The sequence below is a fragment of the Microbacterium sp. EF45047 genome, from assembly GCF_028472845.1.
GTDB classification, from domain to species: Bacteria; Actinomycetota; Actinomycetes; order Actinomycetales; family Microbacteriaceae; genus Microbacterium; species Microbacterium neungamense.
In genome coordinates this window covers 1,857,321-1,872,505 of record NZ_CP069429.1, presented here as the reverse complement: position 1 = coordinate 1,872,505, position 15,185 = coordinate 1,857,321, and the positions used below count along the sequence as shown (strand labels likewise).

The 15,185-nt window shown below is 72.6% G+C and carries 11 protein-coding genes and 1 pseudogene; 10 read left to right on the top strand and 2 right to left on the bottom strand.

Annotated elements, in window-relative coordinates:
- Nucleotides 1-20 precede the first annotated feature (20 nt).
- The 4 genes from JRG78_RS09085 (at nt 21) to JRG78_RS09070 (ending at nt 6,075) form a co-directional block, all read left to right on the top strand.
- Nucleotides 21-1,790 carry a thioredoxin domain-containing protein gene (locus JRG78_RS09085; protein ID WP_259606377.1) on the top strand — a complete coding sequence of 590 codons (1,770 nt, stop codon included), beginning with the start codon at nt 21-23 and terminating at the stop codon, nt 1,788-1,790.
- A 237-nt stretch (nt 1,791-2,027) separates the two neighbouring features.
- Nucleotides 2,028-3,416: an amino acid permease gene (locus JRG78_RS09080; RefSeq protein ID WP_259606376.1), complete on the top strand. Its 1,389-nt coding sequence runs from the start codon at nt 2,028-2,030 to the stop codon at nt 3,414-3,416.
- Nucleotides 3,417-3,578: 162 nt separating this feature from the next.
- Entirely contained in the window at nt 3,579-4,496 is a 918-nt protein-coding gene (locus JRG78_RS09075) for a DUF808 domain-containing protein (RefSeq protein ID WP_272653329.1), read from the top strand.
- 85 nt (nt 4,497-4,581) lie between these two features.
- Complete coding sequence (locus tag JRG78_RS09070; protein WP_272653328.1) at nt 4,582-6,075, top strand: HNH endonuclease signature motif containing protein; 1,494 nt, start codon at nt 4,582-4,584, stop codon at nt 6,073-6,075.
- On the opposite strand, the gene JRG78_RS09065 is transcribed toward JRG78_RS09070, so the two are convergent.
- Nucleotides 6,044-7,594: a dolichyl-phosphate-mannose--protein mannosyltransferase gene (locus JRG78_RS09065; protein ID WP_259606373.1), complete on the bottom strand. Its 1,551-nt coding sequence runs from the start codon at nt 7,592-7,594 to the stop codon at nt 6,044-6,046. The two genes, JRG78_RS09070 and JRG78_RS09065, sit on opposite strands and share 32 nt — an antisense overlap.
- 57 nt (nt 7,595-7,651) lie before the next feature.
- On the opposite strand from JRG78_RS09065, the gene rsmI reads away from it, so the two are divergent.
- The 3 genes from rsmI to JRG78_RS09050 all read left to right on the top strand — a co-directional run bounded on the left by rsmI (nt 7,652) and on the right by JRG78_RS09050 (nt 11,165).
- Nucleotides 7,652-8,473 carry a 16S rRNA (cytidine(1402)-2'-O)-methyltransferase gene (gene rsmI / locus JRG78_RS09060; RefSeq protein ID WP_259606372.1) on the top strand — a complete coding sequence of 274 codons (822 nt, stop codon included), beginning with the start codon at nt 7,652-7,654 and terminating at the stop codon, nt 8,471-8,473.
- A 211-nt stretch (nt 8,474-8,684) separates the two neighbouring features.
- Nucleotides 8,685-10,262: a methionine--tRNA ligase gene (metG, locus tag JRG78_RS09055; RefSeq protein WP_259606371.1), complete on the top strand. Its 1,578-nt coding sequence runs from the start codon at nt 8,685-8,687 to the stop codon at nt 10,260-10,262.
- Between the two features lie 3 nt (nt 10,263-10,265).
- A complete protein-coding gene (locus JRG78_RS09050) occupies nt 10,266-11,165 on the top strand; it encodes a TatD family hydrolase (RefSeq protein ID WP_259606370.1) in 900 nt (299 codons plus the stop codon).
- Here the strand turns inward: JRG78_RS09050 and JRG78_RS09045 are convergent.
- Nucleotides 11,147-12,210: pseudogene (locus JRG78_RS09045) on the bottom strand (MFS transporter); the annotation flags it as partial. The gene JRG78_RS09050 and the pseudogene JRG78_RS09045 overlap by 19 nt on opposite strands.
- Before the next feature lie 45 nt (nt 12,211-12,255).
- On the opposite strand from JRG78_RS09045, the gene rsmA reads away from it, so the two are divergent.
- Genes rsmA through JRG78_RS09030 form a run of 3 tightly spaced genes read left to right on the top strand, consistent with a single transcriptional unit; the run spans nt 12,256 to nt 15,144 of the window.
- Nucleotides 12,256-13,098: a 16S rRNA (adenine(1518)-N(6)/adenine(1519)-N(6))-dimethyltransferase RsmA gene (gene rsmA / locus JRG78_RS09040; protein ID WP_259606369.1), complete on the top strand. Its 843-nt coding sequence runs from the start codon at nt 12,256-12,258 to the stop codon at nt 13,096-13,098.
- Between the two features lie 44 nt (nt 13,099-13,142).
- Nucleotides 13,143-14,207, top strand: coding sequence for an L-glyceraldehyde 3-phosphate reductase (gene mgrA / locus JRG78_RS09035; protein ID WP_259606368.1), 1,065 nt, complete (start codon nt 13,143-13,145; stop codon nt 14,205-14,207).
- A gap of 7 nt (nt 14,208-14,214) precedes the next feature.
- Nucleotides 14,215-15,144 (top strand): 4-(cytidine 5'-diphospho)-2-C-methyl-D-erythritol kinase, encoded by a 930-nt coding sequence (locus JRG78_RS09030; RefSeq protein WP_259606367.1) that lies wholly within the window; start codon nt 14,215-14,217, stop codon nt 15,142-15,144.
- The last annotated feature ends 41 nt before the right edge of the window (nt 15,145-15,185 follow it).

The following is a 15,185-nucleotide window of genomic DNA, read 5'->3' as shown; positions in this document are numbered from 1 at the left end:
GCTCGGCGTAGCGTGGAGGGATGAACCGCCTCGCCGACGCCCTCAGCCCGTACCTCCGCGCGCACGCGGGGAACCCGGTCGACTGGTGGCCGTGGGGCGCGGACGCCTTCGCCGAGGCGCGTCGCCGGGACGTGCCGCTGCTGATCTCGATCGGCTACTCCACCTGCCACTGGTGCCACGTGATGGTGCGGGAGTCTTTCGACGACGACGCCACCGCCGCGGACATCAACGACGGGTTCGTCGCCGTGAAGGTCGACCGCGAGGAGCACCCGGACGTCGACGCGGCGTACATGGCCGCCGCGTCCGCGTTCACGCAGAACCTGGGCTGGCCGCTCACGGTCTTCACCACCCCGGAGGGACGGGCGTTCTACGCCGGGACCTACTGGCCGCCGGTCGCGCGCGGCGGCATGCCGGGCTTCCGCGACGTGCTCGCCGCCGTGCGCGAGGCGTGGACCGAGCGGCGCGGGCGGGTGCACGAGTCGGCGGATGCCGTCGCGGACGCGCTCGCCGCGGCATCCGCAGAAGCCGCCCCGTCGGACCTGCCCGATCTTCCCGCGCTGCGCGCCGCCGCCCGCCTCGCCGCCCAGCGCGAGGACCGCGTGCACGGCGGCTTCGGCGGGGCGCCGAAGTTCCCGATGGCCACCACGCTCCGGTTCCTGCAGCGCTTCGAGCCGGACGTCGTCGACCGCGCGCTCGCCGCGATGGCCCGCTCGGAGCTGCGGGATGCCGTGGAGGGCGGGTTCTTCCGGTACGCCACGCAGCGGGACTGGAGCGTGCCGCACTACGAGCGGATGCTGACCGACAACGCGCAGCTGCTCGAGGTGGCGCTCGACGCGGGGGAGGAGGAGGTCGCCCGCGGGATCGCCGGGTTCCTGCTCGGCGTGCTGCGCCGCCCCTCGGGAGCCTTCGGCGCTGCGCAGGACTCCGAATCGTGGATCGACGGCCGGCGTGACGAGGGCGGCTACTACCGCCGCTCCGCCGCGGAGCGCGCCGGGCTGGAGCCGCCCGCCGTGGACGCCAAGGTGATCACGGGATGGAACGGCCTCGCGATCGGCGCCCTCGCCCGCGCCAGGAGCGTGCTCGGAGAGCCGGAATGGGAGCGCGCCGCGGCCGACGCGGCCCGGCACGTGCTGGCGGTGAACCGCGCGCCCGACGGGCGTCTGGTGCGGGCATCCGTCGACGGTGCGGCCTCGGATGCCGTCGCGACCGCCGCCGACATCGGCCTGCTCGCGGAGGGGCTGTTCGCCCTGGCTCTCGCGACCGGGGACGCGACCTGGGCGGTGACGGCGCGGGAGCTGCTGGAGGTGGAGCCGGCGGCGGATCCGGTGCTGGCCGCGCACGGCATCCCGGGCTCGTCCGATGACAGCGACGGCGACCTCCCCTCGGGGACGGCGGCCCTGGCAGCCGCGTCGCTGACCGCCTGGCGGCTGGGAGCCGGCGAGCGGCACCGCGAGCGGGCCGAGGAGCTGGTGACGCGCACGGCCGGCCGGGCGCTCGCGCAGCCGTTCGCGTACGGGGCGCTGCTGCGCGTCACGGCCGGTCTCGCCGAGCCGCCGCGGCAGCTGGTCGTGGTCGACTCCGATCCCGGCGGGCCCCTCGCAGCCGCGGCGCGGGACGCCGACGCGGACGTGGTCGCGGTGGTCTCGCCCGCGCAGGCCCGCGCGTTCGCGGATGCCGGGTTCGCGCTCTTCGAGGGCAAGGACGCCGCGGACGGCGTGGCCTACGACTGCCGCGCGTTCGTGTGCCGGCTGCCGGTGAACGACCCGGGGGCGATCCCTCGGGAGCGCTGAGCCCGGCGTCCGGGCCGGTCCGCGAGGGGCGGCCCTGCGGGGGCGGGACTGTGCAGATCGTCCAGTGATGCGCCCGGAGCCGCGACGCCATTGCGCGCCATGCGCAGTGATCGCTGGGCCGTTTGCCCATCCGGCCGCCGCCGTCCTAGTCTTGCGCACCGGAGTCCCGGGCCGATCCGGTGTCCTCCTCCCGATGCTTCCCGACGCTTCCGACGCACAGGACAAGGAGGTCCGCGCATGAGCGCTGTTCCCGTCACCACCACCACGACCAAGGGGCTGCATCCCGGTCTCACCCGCCGGCAGATCTCGATGATGGGCCTCGGCGGGGCGATCGGCGCCGGACTGTTCGTCGGATCCGGGCAGGCGATCGGCATCGCCGGGCCCGCCGTCCTGGTGTCCTACCTCGTCGCCGGAGCGATCGTCATCCTGGTGATGGCCATGCTCGCCGAGATGGTCGCCGCGCGGCCGAGCTCCGGCGCGTTCAGCTCCTACGCCCAGAAGGCGATGGGCCGCAGCGCCGGCAGCGCGGTCGGCTGGCTGTACTGGATCCAGCTCGTCGTCGTCATCGCGGCCGAGGCCACCGGGGCCGCCGGCATCGTCGCCGGCTGGGTGCCCGGCATCCCGGCCTGGCTGTGGGTGCTCGTCTTCGTCGTGACGCTGATGACGGTGAACCTGTTCGGCGTGCGCAACTACGGCATGTTCGAGTTCTGGTTCGCCGCGATCAAGGTCTTCGCGATCATCGCGTTCCTCGTCGTCGGCGTGTGCGCCATCCTCGGGTTCGTCCCCGGCGTGCCGGCCACCGGCATCGGCAACCTCTTCGCCCACGGCGGGTTCGCACCGAACGGTCTCGTCGGCGTCGCCGGCGCCCTGCTCATGGTGATCTTCGCCTTCGGCGGCACCGAGGTCGTCGCCATCGCCGCCGCCGAGTCCGACGATCCGTCCCGCAACATCCGCCGCATCGTGCGCGAGGTCGTCGTCCGGATCCTGGTGTTCTACCTCGGCTCGATCTTCGTGATCGTCGCGGTGCTGCCGTGGAACTCCCCGGCCGTGCTCGAGGGGCCCTTCTCCGCCGTGCTGGCGACGCTGCGCGTGCCCGGGGTCGACCTGGTGATGTCGCTCATCGTCGTGATCGCCCTGCTGTCGGCGATGAACGCCAACATCTACGGCGCCTCCCGCATGTTCTTCTCGCTCGGCGAGCGCGGGCTCGCGCCTCTCGCGGTCACCCGCACCAGCGACAAGGGCGTCCCGTACGTCGCCGTACTGGCATCCGTCGCCTTCGGCTTCGTCACCGTGGGCCTGAACTGGGCCTTCCCGGACGTGGTGCTGCCCGCGCTGCTCAACGTCGTCGGGTCGACGCTGCTGGTCATCTGGACCGCCACCGCGGTCTCGCAGATCATCCTGCGCGGCCGCGCCGACCGCGCCGGCGAGCCCATGCCGATGCGGATGTGGGGCTTCCCCTGGCTCTCCGGGCTGTGCCTCGTGCTGCTGGGGGTGGTGATCGTGCTCGCGATGTTCGACCCGGCCGCGCGCACGCAGCTGCTGCTCACGCTGGGCCTGACCGTGCTGCTCGTGGTCGCGGCGCGGCTGACCCGGACGGTGTCCCGACCCGGGGTTGTGAAGGAGTAGCCGTGCGGATCGATCGGCTCGATGCGGAGCTGATCCGGCTGCTGACCGAGTCGCCGCAGCTGCCGATCCTGGAGTGCGCACGCCGGCTGAGCCGGCGGTGCCCGGCCGGGCGTCCGTCGCCTAGTAGCGTGGGAGTTCCCCACAGCATCCAGGAGGCACCACATGTCCGTCGGTCTGCTCGCCGTCGTCGACGACATCCTCACCGCCGCGATCAAGGCGTCCTCCAAGTCCGCCGGGGTCGTCATCGACGACGCCGCCGTGACCCCGCAGTACGTGCAGGGCATCACGCCCGCGCGCGAGCTGCCGGTGGTGGCGAAGATCGCGCTGGGGTCGATCGCGAACAAGTTCCTCATCATCATCCCGGTGGCGATGCTGCTCGCCGCGTTCGCGCCGTGGGTGCTGCCCTACCTGCTCATCATCGGCGGCTCGTACCTGTGCTTCGAGGGCGCGGAGAAGGTGCTGGAGTGGTTCGGGTTCGGGCACGGCCACGTTGAGGAGGGCGCACGCGACGAGAAGCGGCTGGTGTTCGGCGCGATCCGCACCGACCTCATCCTGTCCACCGAGATCATGCTCATCTCCCTCGCCAGCCTCGACCCCGAGATGGGGCTGTGGCAGACGCTCGCCGTGCTGGCCGTGATCGCCCTGCTGATGACCGTGCTCGTGTACGGCGCCGTCGCTCTGCTGGTGAAGATCGACGACATCGGCCTGCGGATGGAGCAGAGCCCCGCAGCGCGCGTCCGCCGCACCGGCGCGGCCATCGTGCGGTCGATGCCCGCGGTCTTCCGGGTGATCAGCGTGATCGGCACCGTCGCCATGCTCTGGGTGGGCGGGCACCTCGTGATCGTCAACCTCGGCGAGGTCGGGTTCCACCTGCTCGAGGACCTGCTGCACGGCGTGGAGCACGCGATCGAGGCGGCGGGGCCGGTGGTGGTGTGGATCGTCGACACCGCGATCTCCGCGGTCGTCGGATTCATGGCGGGGCTGCTGATCGTCGGCGTGGTGCTGGGCATCGCGCGGCTGTTCGGCAAGCGCCCGGACTTCCAGGAGGGGCACGCGTCGCCGGAGGCGGCGGCGCACTGACGGAGGGAATTCGCCTCAACCTGAGGTTGAGACTTCGCCTCGAAACTGCGTTCGAATGTCGGTGGCCCTCAGTGGAATGGAGGGTATGAACAGCGTCGTCGAACAGCTCGAGCGGCTGGAGGCCGAGATCGCCTCCGTGCTCGCGGGCGCGTTCGCGGCGGAGGTCGTCGCCGGGATGCCGGATGCCGAGGTGATGGTCCTGCTCGAGGTCACCGGTCGCCTGCAGCGGCGCATCGAGGCGGTGCAGGTCGAGGCGACGGTGCAGGTGCGGGAGCGCTCGGAGGGGCTGCGCGGCGAGCGGATGACGAGTGCGTACGGATGCGATCGCCCCGCCGATCTGCTGCGGATGGTGCTGCACACCGACCGGGCCGGGGCGCATCGGCTGGTGGCCGCCGCGGGCCTGACCGCGCGGGTGCGCGGGATCACCGACGGCGAGTTCCTGCCGGCCCGCTACGACGCTCTGCGTCGCGCGCTCAACGACGGCGTCATCGGCCTCGCCGGGTTCCTCGCCGCCACGGACCCGCTCGAGCGCAGCCGCAAGCGGATCCTCGACGAGGCGCGGGTGGAGGCCGACCGGCAGCTCGCCGCCTTCGCGCGGGGGATCGCGGGTGGGGCCGGTGACGGGGGCGGCGAGGACGTCGAGGATGCCGGCATGGCCGACGCGGCCGGTGCGGCCGCCGCCGGGCATCCGGCTCCGGCGCCGACTCCCGATGAACTCGGCCAGTTCGCGCGAGTGCTGGCGGCCTACCTCGACCCGGACGGCGCCGAGCCGAAGGACGAGCTCGCCTCGCGTGGACGGAGCCTTCGGCTCGGGCGCGAGCGTGACGGGCGGGTGTCGCTCCGAGGCGAGCTGCTGCCCGAGGTCGCGGCCCAGTTGAACCGGCTCCTCGACAGCCTGCTCAGCCCGCGCGTCGGCGAGGTCCCGGTGCCGGACGGCGTGCACTTCATCGACTCCCAGCACGACGAGGCGTGGATGCCGGTCGACGACCGCACCCGCCCGCAGAAGCAGCACGACGCGTTCGCCGCGATCCTGATGACCGCCGCCCGCTCCGGGGAGATGCCCGATGTGGGCGGGGCGCCGCCGACGCTGGTGGTCACGGTCTCGGCATCCGCCTACGCGACCGGGGAGGGCTGGGCGCACGTCGACGGCACCGACGTGCTGGTGCCGGTGCGGGTGGCCGCTCAGACCGCGTGCGCCGGCGGCGTGCAGCGGGTGCTCTTCGACGAGCGCGGCCGGATCGTCAGCATCGGCACCTCGGCCCGCATCTTCAACGCCCTGCAGCGGCGCGCGATCCTCACCCGCGACGGCGGGTGCATCATCCCCGGATGCACGGTCCCGGCGACCTGGTGCGAGATCCATCATGTCCGCGACGCCGCCCGCGGCGGTCCCACCCACACCGACAACGGCGTGGCGCTGTGCTGGCACCACCATCGCACGCTGCATCTGTCCGAATGGCAGATCCGGATGCGGCACGGCGTGCCCGAGATCCGCGGGCCCGCATGGTGGGACCGGGAGCGGCGCTGGCGTCCGGCGGGGCGCCAGGTGCTCAGATCCAGCCCGGCAGCCAGTTGTGGATGAGCCAGAACGGGTACGGCACGCTCATGCCGGTCCACACCGGGTAGAAGAACGCCGACACCGCGGCGGCGAGGACGAGGAAGACCGCGACAGTCCGCTGACCGGCCTGCCGGCGGGGGAGCGGGGCGGCCGGCGAGCCGGCCAGGTCGCGCAGCGCCACCGCCAGCGCGAGCAGCAGGAACGGCAGCATCGCGACCGTGTAGAACTGGAAGATCGTCCGCGCCGGGTAGAGCAGCCACGGCAGATACGTCGCGGCGAGGCCGACCAGCGGCACCGTGACCGCCGCCGGCACCGCGGTCCGCTCGATCAGGCCGCGTGCGCACCGGTACAGCAGGTACAGCGCGGCTGCGACGCCGGCGTACCAGAGGAGCGGGTTCGGCACCGAGGAGATCACCGCGATGCAGTGGTTCGCGCCGCATCCGCCCTGCTCGTCCCCCACCCAGATCGCGGTGGGGCGCAGCAGCAGCGGCCACTGCCAGGCCGGGCTCGCGTACGGATGCCCGCTGGAGAGGCTGACGTGGAACGCGTAGACCGCCTCGTGATACTTCCACAGGGAGACGAGAGGGTTCGGGTCGCTGCCGCGGTCGTACCCGCCGGTGGTCACCAGCCAGCCGGTCCAGCTCAGCAGATAGGTCGCGGCCGCCGGGACGACGAGCAGCACGAACGACAGCGGGCCCTGCCGGAACACGGCATCCGTCGGCCACAGCACGACGCCCGCGCGGCGACGCGCGAGGGCATCCGTCACCACCGTGTACAGACCCCACACGGCGAGCGCGTACAGGCCCGACCACTTCACCGCGGATGCCGCGCCGAGCGCGACACCGGCCGCGACCAGCCAGGGCCGCGCCCACAGGACCGGGCCGGTCAGACGCTGCGGCGAGCCGCGTTCCGTCGCGAGACGCGGCAGCGTCCGCCGCCGGTCGTACAGGAGGAAGAGCAGCCCGAGCACCAGGAGGAACGTGAGCGCGCCGTCCAGCAGGGCGATCCGGCTCATCACGATGCCGAGGCCGTCGATGGCGAGCAGGAAGCCGGCGAGCGACGCCGCGACACGGGAGCGGGTCAGTTCGCGCGCGACGAGATAGGCGAGGAGCACCGTCAGGGTGCCGAGGACCGCGGTGGTCACCCGCCAGCCGAAGCTCGACGACGGGCCGCCCAGCGCCATCCCGAGCGCGATGATCCACTTGCCGAGCGGCGGATGCACCACGAAGCTGCCGGTGGTCTGCAACCCGGAGTCGTCGCCGCGGGCGAACGCCTCGTTCGCGCCGTCCTGCCAGGTGCCCTCGTAGCCGAGGCTCCACACGGCCCACGCATCCTTGACGTAGTACGTCTCGTCGAACATGATCTCGTGCGGATGACCCAGGTTCCACAGCCGCAGCGCGCCCGACAGCATGACGAGCAGCGCCGGCGCCAGCCAGGACAGCATCCGATCGCGCACCGGGTCGGCGAGGACGCGTGCGCGCACCCGCTCGAACACGGTCGTGCCCGCCGCGAGGGACGGCAGCAGCGGGGCGGGCGAGGTCACCCGCTAAGCCTAGGCAATCGCCCGGGCCCGCCCCGGCGCGCGGCCTAAGCTGGGCGGGTGATCATCCTCGCCGCGACCCCGATCGGCAACCTCGGCGACGCCTCGCGCCGTCTGGTCGAGGTGCTCGAGAACGCGGAGGTCGTCGCCGCCGAGGACACCCGCACCACGCAGCGGCTGCTGCAGGCGCTCAGCATCGCGAACCGCCCGCGGCTGATCGCTCTGCACGACCACAACGAGAAGCAGAAGGCGGCCGAGCTGGCCGAGCTCGCCGCCGAGCAGGACCTCGTGGTGCTCAGCGACGCCGGGATGCCCACGGTCAGCGACCCCGGGTACGGTCTCGTCGCAGCGGCTGTGGAGCGGGGTGTGACGGTCACCGCCCTTCCCGGACCGAGTGCGGTCATCACGGCGCTCGCCGTGTCGGGCCTGCCGACCGACCGGTTCAGCTTCGAGGGATTCCTCCCGCGCAAGCCGGGGGAGCGGCGGCAGGCGCTGCGGATGCTGGCCGCCGAGCCGCGGACGATGGTGTTCTTCGAGTCCCCGGCCCGCCTGTCCGCCGCACTCACCGACATGGGGGAGGCCTTCGGCCCCGACCGCCGGATCGCGGTGTGCCGCGAGCTGACCAAGCTCTATGAGGAGGTGCGCCGCGGCACCGCCGCCCAGCTCGCTGCCTGGGCGGGCGACGGGGTGAAGGGCGAGATCGTGCTGGTCGTGGAGGGAGCGCCGACGCGCACCGTCTCCGCCGAGGACGCGCTCGCCCAGGTGCAGGCCCTGGTCGCATCCGGCATCCGCCTCAAGGACGCCGCCGCCGAAGTCGCCGCCGCCACCGGCCTCTCCTCCCGCGACCTGTACCAGGCGGCCCTCGCCGCGCGGACCCCGTGACCGGGGTCGACGCCATCGCGGCGGCGTCCTTCTCCGGGCGTTCCCGCGGAGATGTGCGCTTCCCGCGGCCCGATTCCGGGAATCCGTCCGCGCGAAGCGCACATTCCCGCGCGAGGCGCACGCCGCGACCCCGGAGCCGGTGTTGCCGGAGCCGGTGTCCCCGAAGTCACGGATCCCGGACGCCACCCGCTTCCCGCCTAGAATCGAAGCCATGCCCGCTGGCGACTCGTTCTACATCACCACGCCCATCTACTACCCGTCCGATGTGCCCCACATCGGCCACGGGTACACGACGGTGGCGGTCGACACCCTCGCCCGCTGGCACCGCCAGGCCGGCGACGACACCTGGATGCTCACCGGCACCGACGAGCACGGGCAGAAGATGCTGCGCGCCGCCGCTGCGAACAACGTCACCCCGCAGGAGTGGGTCGACAAGCTCGTCGGCGAGAGCTGGTTCCCGCTGCTGACCACCCTCGACGTCGCCAACGACGACTTCATCCGCACCACGCAGGAGCGGCACGAGAAGAACGTGCAGGTCTTCTTCCAGAAGCTGTACGACGCCGGCTACATCTACGCCGGCGAGTACGAGGCGCTGTACTGCGTGGGCTGCGAGGAGTTCAAGCCCGAGTCCGAGATCGTCGACGGCACCGGCCCGTTCGAGGGCCTCAAGGTCTGCGCGATCCACTCCAAGCCGCTGGAGCTGCTGCAGGAGAAGAACTACTTCTTCAAACTGAGCGAGTTCCAGGACCGCCTGCTCGAGCTGTACCGCAGCGAGCCCGACTTCGTCCGCCCCGACTCCGCGCGCAACGAGGTCGTCTCGTTCGTCAGCCAGGGCCTCAAGGACCTCTCCATCTCCCGCTCCACCTTCGACTGGGGCATCCCGCTGCCCTGGGACGAGTCGCACGTGATCTACGTGTGGGTGGACGCCCTGCTGAACTACGCCACCGCCATCGGGTACGGCGCCGACCAGGAGCTGTTCGACCGCCGCTGGCCGGGCTACCACGTCGTCGGCAAGGACATCCTCCGCTTCCACGCCGTGATCTGGCCCGCCATGCTCATGGCGGCCGGCCTCGACGTGCCCAAGGGCGTCTTCGCCCACGGCTGGCTGCTCGTCGGCGGCGAGAAGATGTCGAAGTCGAAGCTCACCGGCATCGCCCCGACCGAGATCACCGACGTGTTCGGCTCGGACGCCTACCGGTTCTACTTCCTCTCCGCGATCGCCTTCGGCCAGGACGGCTCGTTCTCGTGGGAGGACCTGTCCGCCCGCTACCAGGCCGAGCTCGCGAACGGGTTCGGCAACCTCGCCTCGCGCACGATCGCGATGATCGAGAAGTACTTCGACGGCGTCGTCCCCGAGCCCGCCGCCTACGCCGAGCAGGACCTCGCGATCCAGCAGGTGGTGGCGGATGCCGCGGCGAAGGCGGATGCCGCGGTGGAGAACTTCCGCATCGACGAGGCGATCTCCTCCATCTGGACGATCGTGGACGAGCTGAACGGCTACATCACCGACAACGAGCCGTGGGCGCTGGCCCGCGACGACGCGCAGCGGGCGCGCCTGGGCACGGTGCTCTACACCTGCGCCGAGGGGCTGCGCGCCCTCGCCGTGCTGCTCTCCCCGGTGATGCCGCAGGCCACCGGGAAGCTGTGGACCGCGCTGGGTGCGGACGCCGCGCTCGGCGGACTCCAGGAGCAGCCGATCCGCGAGGCCGGCGCGTGGGGTCTCCTCCCCGCCGGCACCCGCGTGCAGACCCTCGCTCCCCTGTTCCCCCGCGTGGAGCAGACCGTCTGAGAGATGACCGAGCCGAACACGTACGTGCAGGCGCGCTCCGCGGAGGGACGCAAGGACCTCCGCTATCCGCCCGCCCCCGAGCCGCTGGCCGTCCCGGTGTACGACAACCACGCGCACCTCGAGATCCTCGACGGCGATGAGCCGCTGTCGCTGAGCGAGCAGCTCGACCGGGCCTCCGCGGTGGGCATCGCCGGTGTCGTGCAGGCCTCCGGCGACATCGAGTCGTCCCGCTGGGCGGTCGCCGCGGCCGAGCAGGATCCGCGCGTGTTCGCCGCGGTCGCCGTCCACCCCAACGACGCGCCGGTCTACGCCGCCGCCGGGCGCCTGGAGGAGGCGCTCGCCGTGATCGACGAGCTCGCCGGGCATCCGCGCACCCGGGCGATCGGGGAGACCGGTCTGGACTACTTCCGCACCCCGGAGGCGGCGGAGGCGGGATCTGCCGCTCGCACGGCGCAGCACGCGTCGTTCGAGGCGCACATCGCGCTCGCGAAGAAGCACGGCATCGCCCTGCAGATCCACGACCGCGACGCGCACGACGACGTCCTCGAGACCCTCGCCCGCGTCGGCGCACCGGAGCGCACCGTCTTCCACTGCTTCTCCGGCGACGAGGCGATGGCGCGGGTGTGCGCGGATGCCGGCCACTACCTGTCCTTCGCGGGGAACATCACGTTCAAGAACGCGCAGAACCTGCGCGACGCCCTGCAGGTCACCCCGATCGACCGCATCCTCGTCGAGACCGACGCGCCCTTCCTCACCCCGGTGCCGCTGCGCGGCCGGCCGAACGCGCCGTACCTGGTGCCAGTGACCGTCCGCTTCATGGCATCCGAGCTCGGGGTCGACGTCGACGAGCTGTGCGCGCAGCTCGCGGCCAACACCCTCGCGGTCTACGGCTCGTTCGTCTGAACCCGCTCGTCCGGAGCCTGCGGCGCGGCGGCGTCCGAAGCGCCGGACGCGCCCGCCGCCCCGGCATCCTCGTCGACGGCCGGCTTCGCGGCGGCGATGTGCCCGAGCGAGCGCCACACGAGCAGCAGCGTCACGGCCGCGCCGCCGAAGGCGAACCACCACGGCGCGGTGAGCCCCCACAGCTGAGCGATCACGCCGCCCAGCGCCTGACCGAGCACCATGCCGCCGAACACGCAGACCATGGTCACCGACGACACCCGGCCCTGCAGCGCATGCGGCACGAGGCGCTGGCGGACGGTCGTCGAGATCGTGTGCCACACGAACGCGTACGCGCCGAAGCCGAACATGATGCCGAGGGCCACCCACCCGGCCGTCGTCAGCGCGAAGGCCAGGTGCATCAGCACCTCCAGCGTCAGGCAGATCCGCATCAGCGTCGAGAACGACACGTGCCGCTCCAGCTGATCACCAGCGTCCGCACCGGCCTGTTGTGCCGCACCCAGCGCAGTCCGTCCGCGATGTCGTGGTGCACCGGGCGACGCCGCGCCCCGCCGTCACCGGCGGCGAGCGGCACCGCCGGCAGCGCGATCCGGGAGACCAGGATCACCGCCAGGGCGACGCAGAGCACCTGCAGCAGGAACGGCCACACGCTGCCCAGGGCGAAGAGGAATGCGCCCAGCGGCGGGCCGCCGAACTGGTTCGCGACGAGATAGCCGGCCTGCAGCCGGGCGTTCCCGGTGCCGAGGTCGGCGGGCCGCACGATCATCGGCAGCACCGTCGAGGTGGTCGTGTCGGCGAACACCTCCGCCGTGCCGTACAGCAGCGACACGGCCAGCACGATCCAGATCGTCGCTGTACCGGTGAGCAGGAAGACGCACAGCGCGAGCACCACCAGCGCCCGCGAGGCGTGCGCGAGGATCATCAGGCGTCGCCGGTCGACGCGATCGGCGATGGCTCCGGCGTGCAGACCGAACAGCAGCCACGGCAGGTACTGCATCATCGCGCCGGATGCCACCAGCAGCGGCGAGTCCGTCCGCGGCGCGATCAGCTCACCGAGTCCGGGCACCCGCCCAGCCTAGGGGAGAATGGGGACATGACCGTCTCCCTGCTCGGCGCCACCGAGATCCGCCGCCTCGCCGCCGAGCTCGACGTCACCCCGACGAAGAAGCTCGGCCAGAACTTCGTCGTCGACGCGAACACGGTGCGCAAGATCGTGCAGGCCGCCGGGGTGCGACCGGGGGAGCGGGTCGTCGAGATCGGCCCCGGTCTCGGCTCGCTGACGCTCGCGATCCTGGAGGCCGGCGCCTCCGTCACGGCCGTCGAGATCGACCACCGCCTCGCCGCCCGGCTGCCCAGGACCGCCGCCGAGCACGGCGTCCCCGAGGACGCGCTCACGGTCGTGGATGCGGATGCCCTGCAGGTGACCGATCTGCCCGGCGACCCCGAGGTGCTCGTCGCGAACCTGCCGTACAACGTCTCGGTCCCGGTGCTGCTGCACTTCCTGGAGACCTTCCCGGGGCTGCGTCGCGGGGTGGTCATGGTACAGGCGGAGGTCGCCGAGCGGCTCGCCGCCGCCCCTGGCTCGAAGATCTACGGCGCCCCGAGCGTCAAGGCCGCCTGGTACGGCCCGTGGCGGCTCACCGGGACCGTGTCGCGGCAGGTGTTCTGGCCGGTGCCGAACGTGGACAGCCTCCTGGTCGGCTTCGTCCGCGACGAGACCCCGCGCGGCCCGGAGGACGAACGGCGACGCACCTTCGCGATCGTCGATGCCGCGTTCGGGCAGCGCCGGAAGATGCTGCGTCAGGCGCTGTCCGGGCTGTTCGGCAGCTCCGCGGCGGCATCCGAGGCCCTCGAGCGGGCCGGCGTCGCGCCGACCGCGCGCGGCGAGGACCTCACCGTCGACGACTATCACCGGATCGCGCTCGTCGCACCGTGACCCGGCGATCTGCGGCATCCGCCCGCCCGGGCTAACCTGGCACGGTGACCGACTCGCGCTACCGCTCCGACGTCCCCGACATCCACCGGCCCTACACCGCCGCCCCCGAACGCTACGGGCGCTTCGAGTACCGCCAGGTCGGCACCTCCGGCCTGTACCTCCCGCCGATCTCCCTCGGTCTGTGGTGGAACTTCGGCGACAACATCCCGATCGACGATCAGCGCCGGCTGCTGCGGCACGCCTTCGACTGCGGCATCACCCACTTCGACCTCGCGAACAACTACGGCCCGCCGCACGGCTCCGCCGAGAAGAACTTCGGCCGCATCCTCGCCGAGGACCTGCGCCCCTACCGCGACGAGCTGATCATCTCGTCCAAGGCCGGCTGGGACATGTGGCCGGGACCCTATGGCGACCTCGGCAGCCGCAAGTACATCCTCGCCAGCGCCGACCAGTCCCTCACCCGGATGGGCCTCGACTACGTCGACATCTTCTACTCGCACCGGGTGGACCCGGTCACCCCCGTCGCCGAGACGATCGGGGCGCTGGACACCCTGGTCCGCCAGGGCAAGGCGCTGTACGTCGGCATCTCCTCGTACAGCGCCGAGCGCACCGTCGAGGCGGTCGCGGTGGCCCGCGAGCTCGGCACGCCGCTGGTGATCCACCAGCCCTCGTACTCGATCCTGAACCGCTGGATCGAGGACGGCCTCACCGACACCCTGCGCGCCGAAGGCATGGGCGCGATCGCGTTCACGCCGCTGGCGCAGGGCCTGCTCACCGGCAAGTACCTCGCCGACGGCACCGCCGAGCGCGCGCAGAAGCGCGGATCCCTGCCCGACCGTCCGGTCTCGGAGGAGGGGCTGGCGGTGCTGCGCGGACTCGACGACATCGCCGCGGAGCGCGGGCAGACCCTCGCCCAGCTCGCGCTGCAGTGGGTGCTGCGCGACGGCGTCGTCGCCTCGGCGCTGATCGGCGCATCCCGTCCCGAGCAGCTCGACGAGAACCTCGCCGCGCTGGACGGACCGGCGCTCACCGACGAGGAGCTCACGGCGATCGACGCCCTGGCGCACGGGATCGACGTGAACCTCTGGGCCGTCTCCTCGGACCTGTGAGCGGCGCATGAGCATGGCACAGCGACGCAGCGCCGTGCACGTGCGCGCGCCCGGCAAGATCAACGTCTATCTCGGCGTGGGCGCCCGTCACGACGACGGCTACCACGCGCTCGCCACCGTGTTCCAGGCGGTGTCGCTGTACGAGGACGTCTACGCGCACCCCGCCGCCGACTTCTCCGTCACCGTCCACGGGGCCGAGCCCGGCAGCGTGCCCACCGACGACCGCAACCTCGCGCTGCGCGCCGCGAAGCTGCTGGCGCAGACGGCGGGCGTCACGGACGGCGTGGCGCTGGAGTTGCGCAAGGGCGTCCCCGTCGCCGGCGGCATGGGGGGCGGATCGGCGGATGCCGCGGCCGCGCTCGTCGCCTGCGACGCGCTGTGGGGCACCGAGCTCGGCTCCGCCCGGCTGCACGAGCTGGCCTCCCGGCTCGGTGCGGACGTGCCGTTCGCGCTGCACGGCGGCACCGCGGTGGGGACCGGGCGGGGCGACCGGCTCACCCCCGCTCTGGCCCACGGCCGCTTCGACTGGGTGCTGGTCACCAGCCCGCAGGGCCTGTCCACCCCGGTCGTGTACGGCCGGCTCGACCGGATGCGGGAGGAGCGCGGCGCCCTCGCGGACGATCCGCCGCTGTCGCTCGACGTGCCGGTGGGGGTGCTGCAGGCCCTCCGCTCGGGGGATCCGCAGGAGCTGGCCCCGGTGATGATGAACGACCTCGAGCCCGCGGCCGTCGCCGAGCGCCCCGAACTCGACCTGCTGCTCACCGACGGCGTCCGGGCGGGGGCGCTCACCGGCATCGTCTCCGGCTCGGGCCCCACCGTGGCCTTCCTGTGCGCAGGGCCCGAGGCCGCGCGCGTGGTGCAGGAGGAGCTGGTGGCGATGGGCCGCGAGGCGCTGCACGTGCACGGGCCGGTGCACGGCGCGACGATCATGGGCTGACCCCGCGCGGCGGCCGGATGCGCCGCCCGGTCGCGCGTGCC